The organism is Bacillus sp. LR_5 (assembly GCF_042709275.1).
Genome location: NZ_JAVAXX010000457.1, coordinates 1 through 3355, shown reverse-complemented (window position 1 = coordinate 3355; position 3355 = coordinate 1). Strand labels below are relative to the sequence as shown.

6 protein-coding genes and 1 pseudogene are annotated in these 3355 nt (G+C 40.4%); 5 read left to right on the top strand and 2 right to left on the bottom strand.

What is annotated here, in order from left to right:
- On the top strand, positions 1–419 hold a 419-nt coding region (locus RAC86_RS36940; RefSeq protein ID WP_377886793.1), incomplete at its 5' end, for a peptidylprolyl isomerase.
- Between the two features lie 143 nt (positions 420–562).
- On the opposite strand, the gene RAC86_RS36935 is transcribed toward RAC86_RS36940, so the two are convergent.
- Complete coding sequence (locus tag RAC86_RS36935; protein WP_003230479.1) at positions 563–775, bottom strand: spore germination protein; 213 nt, start codon at positions 773–775, stop codon at positions 563–565.
- A 484-nt stretch (positions 776–1259) separates the two neighbouring features.
- Between RAC86_RS36935 and RAC86_RS36930 the strand changes: the two are divergent.
- The 3 genes and pseudogenes from RAC86_RS36930 to RAC86_RS36920 all read left to right on the top strand — a co-directional run bounded on the left by RAC86_RS36930 (position 1260) and on the right by RAC86_RS36920 (position 2301).
- A pseudogene (locus tag RAC86_RS36930) lies at positions 1260–1462 on the top strand (hypothetical protein).
- 309 nt (positions 1463–1771) lie between these two features.
- On the top strand, positions 1772–1975 hold the full coding sequence (locus tag RAC86_RS36925) for a phosphatase PAP2 family protein (protein ID WP_231940261.1): 204 nt from the start codon (positions 1772–1774) through the stop codon (positions 1973–1975).
- Positions 1976–2094: 119 nt separating this feature from the next.
- Complete coding sequence (locus RAC86_RS36920; protein WP_003230483.1) at positions 2095–2301, top strand: zinc ribbon domain-containing protein; 207 nt, start codon at positions 2095–2097, stop codon at positions 2299–2301.
- Here the strand turns inward: RAC86_RS36920 and RAC86_RS36915 are convergent.
- Positions 2244–2483 carry a hypothetical protein gene (locus tag RAC86_RS36915; protein WP_015251784.1) on the bottom strand — a complete coding sequence of 80 codons (240 nt, stop codon included), beginning with the start codon at positions 2481–2483 and terminating at the stop codon, positions 2244–2246. The genes RAC86_RS36920 and RAC86_RS36915 overlap by 58 nt on opposite strands.
- Before the next feature lie 239 nt (positions 2484–2722).
- Between RAC86_RS36915 and sipS the strand changes: the two genes are divergently transcribed.
- Positions 2723–3274: a signal peptidase I sipS gene (sipS, locus tag RAC86_RS36910; RefSeq protein ID WP_015251786.1), complete on the top strand. Its 552-nt coding sequence runs from the start codon at positions 2723–2725 to the stop codon at positions 3272–3274.
- Positions 3275–3355: the final 81 nt, after the last annotated feature.

Genomic DNA, 3355 nt, shown 5'->3' with positions numbered 1-3355 from the left:
ACTTTTTATTAGAAGACGGGAACAAAATTGAATTTGAACTTTATCCTGAAGCTGCACCTGGAACTGTTGCAAACTTTGAAAAGCTTGCGAACGAAGGCTTTTATGACGGGCTTACATTCCACCGAGTGATCCCTGGCTTCGTCAGCCAAGGCGGATGCCCGCACGGAACTGGTACTGGCGGTCCGGGATACACAATCAAATGTGAAACAGAAGGAAACCCGCATACACATGAGGCGGGCGCACTTTCTATGGCACATGCCGGAAAAGACACTGGCGGCAGCCAATTTTTCATCGTTCATGAGCCACAGCCTCATTTGAACGGTGTTCACACTGTATTCGGTAAAGTAACAAGCGGATTAGAATTCGCGAAAAACATGTCTAACGGCGATGTCATGAAAGAAGTTCGCGTAGAAGGCTAATTGGCAGGCAAAAGGCTTCCTCATATAGAGGGAGCTTTTTTATTGGGTAAAAATGTTCAATAAAAAACCGCCGAGTGCTGATGGCGGTTGGCAAAACCAGGTGTTTAGTTAGTGAGACATCGCAAGCCCCCGTAATGAATAGATTAAAAAGTTTTGGTGACGTTCTGATCAGTAAATTGATGATTAATCATTTTAGCCTTGCTTACAAAGTTATTTTCAAAGACAATTCCTGTGTTTAAACCTCCGGAGCCAAACACAGATTTCGACAAAGTTAAAGGCCTGATCATAAAAGCGCCGCCTACGTTAATTACACTGTTCCCGGAAACGTTGTTTATATTAATAGGATAATCAATCATACTATCAAGTCTCCTTTCATATCATTCTATTTTTTATATGTATTAGTGCTAGAGTTGATTAGCGTAAACTTATCGGCAAAAATATTTAGGAGATGCCTGTTTTCATTGATTTAAAAAAACTCGAAAAAAGCGCCTCCTTTAAAGCTTCCGGAAGACTAGCTATCTGTCTATTCTTTTAACTACTCTGAATGCGGCAGCTGCTTTTCTGGCGAATGTAATAGGATCATCCTGTGCTGACTCAAAATGCATATACATTGCACCCGGCTCACTAAATAACTAGTGGTTATGCAATGCAGTAATCGTCATGCGCCGCTATCCTAGTTCGGTGAGCAAAGAATTTACCTCTTCATGTACGAAACTAAGTGAAATACTTTATCATTTCGAACCTCAAACATGTTGTTGAACGACTGAAGGTGAAATTGTGCTGATTATACAAAAAGTGGATTGGGAATGATAAAAGAACAAAAAAGTTTAAGGGAAATCCGTGCAAGTTTTGACGGGTTTGCTCGAACAGTACGTATATGCCGTCTTGTTTATTGTCTTGATGTTAGAGCTTCTAACTTTACTTGGACCGGGAGAGTTTGCCGGTGTCCTGGTGTTTCAAGAAAAGTTAAACTGGGTGCTAAGCATGTTAGCGGCCGGATTGGGGAGCTGTGTGGGAGTGATGTCGTATTGGATCGGGTATAGACTGGGCCCAGCTGCAATTCAGAAAGCTTTTGCGTCGAGAGGTGTTCTATTAGCCGTTATTGTTCTAACTTTTCTTTGGACGGTATTCAAAGGGCAAGGTTGGAAAATCGAACTCTCTTTCTTATATTTCCTAGTCATTGGTGGAGAGCTTTATGAAGAGGGAATCAGACGGCTCTTTCATTCCCTTCATCCTGTTCACGCTCCTTTGGAAAGTCATGTATTATATCCATTCCCAAGCGAACAGACGTTAACGGCATTTGTCATTTTTGGTTTTTGTGCTTATCTTTTTGTTCGTCATTCTCACAAGGCGTGTCTGCAAACTGTTGCGTTTTTTTGTTTATTATCGTTTTATTCCTCATTGGGCTGAGCCGTGTGTACGTTAATGAGCAGTATCCGAGTGATGTTGCTGCGGGTTACGCCTTCGGCGGTGTTTGGCTGGGTTTAAATGTTTTGGTCATGGAGCTTTTCCGTTTCTCCAGAAGATTTACCAAGCTGAGAAACGAACCCAATTAGTATGTAAAGAATGGGTGATCAAAATTAAGAAAACTTTAAAGTAGTACGGTTCATGGGGATTGGTATTTTGTAGTAAAATAAATCAAACAAACGTGATGTAATGAAAAGGAGAACGCGATATGGACAACAAAGGCTGTATAAAATGCGGCAGTACTGAAGCCGGACAAAAAGAAATAGCCACAACCGGCACGGGATTATCAAAGCTGTTTGACGTGCAGCATAACCGATTTCTAGTGGTTTACTGTAAGAACTGCGGATATTCAGAGTTTTATAATAAAGAGTCTTCAACTGCCGGGAATATATTGGATTTATTTTTTGGAGGCTGATCCATGTTTTCGAGCTTGAATGATTTTAAACATATTATGAAAGCAAAAAACGGGGTGCGGTTATCACCTGTGAAATAGATTGCCGCAAACATTCCAGTAACCTTCTTGATGTGAATTGTTTTGTCAAGTGCCATGGATATCATGGACTGGGAGATAAATGAACAAACTGTTCGTAACCTCATGCCTTATATACGATCTAAAGATTTAGCATATGAGAACTCTCTTTCTTCTGAGTCCATCGCTTCTGAATTATGCGATTCATTTCTTTCAATATTTGCAGGCTTAGTTATGATCGACAAGAAAAATAGGCATGATGTGGGTAGAAGATGTGTTTGTAAAATCACTTCAATGGTCCTAATGGGATTTTTTTTCGATTCGTGATAACATAAATTGAAGACCGTTGTTTATTGGAGGAAATCAGTTGAAATCAGAAAATGTTTCGAAGAAAAAATCAATATTAGAATGGGCAAAAGCAATTGTGATTGCTGTCGTTCTTGCTTTGCTCATCCGTAACTTTATTTTTGCGCCGTATGTCGTTGATGGTGACTCTATGTATCCTACACTTCACAACCGTGAAAGGGTCTTTGTCAATATGACAGTCAAATACATCGGCGAGTTTGATAGAGGAGACATCGTCGTGTTAAACGGAGATGATGTTCACTATGTCAAACGTATTATCGGCCTTCCCGGCGATACGGTTGAGATGAAAAATGACCAGCTCTATATTAACGGGAAAAAGGTGGACGAACCTTATTTGGCAGCTAATAAAAAGATAGCGAAACAGGACGGTAAACATTTGACCGATGATTTCGGCCCGGTTAAAGTGCCTGATAACAAGTATTTTGTGATGGGTGACAATCGTCGGAATTCCATGGACAGCCGTAACGGACTTGGCCTCTTCACGAAAAAACAAATTGCGGGTACATCAAAGTTTGTATTCTACCCGTTTAACGAAATGCGCAAAACAAATTAGGATCAAGCAGTTTCCCATTGGGGCTGCTTTTTTTATATCTTTTTTACGGTCATCCCCTAAAAACAGAACATAAATTCGTAT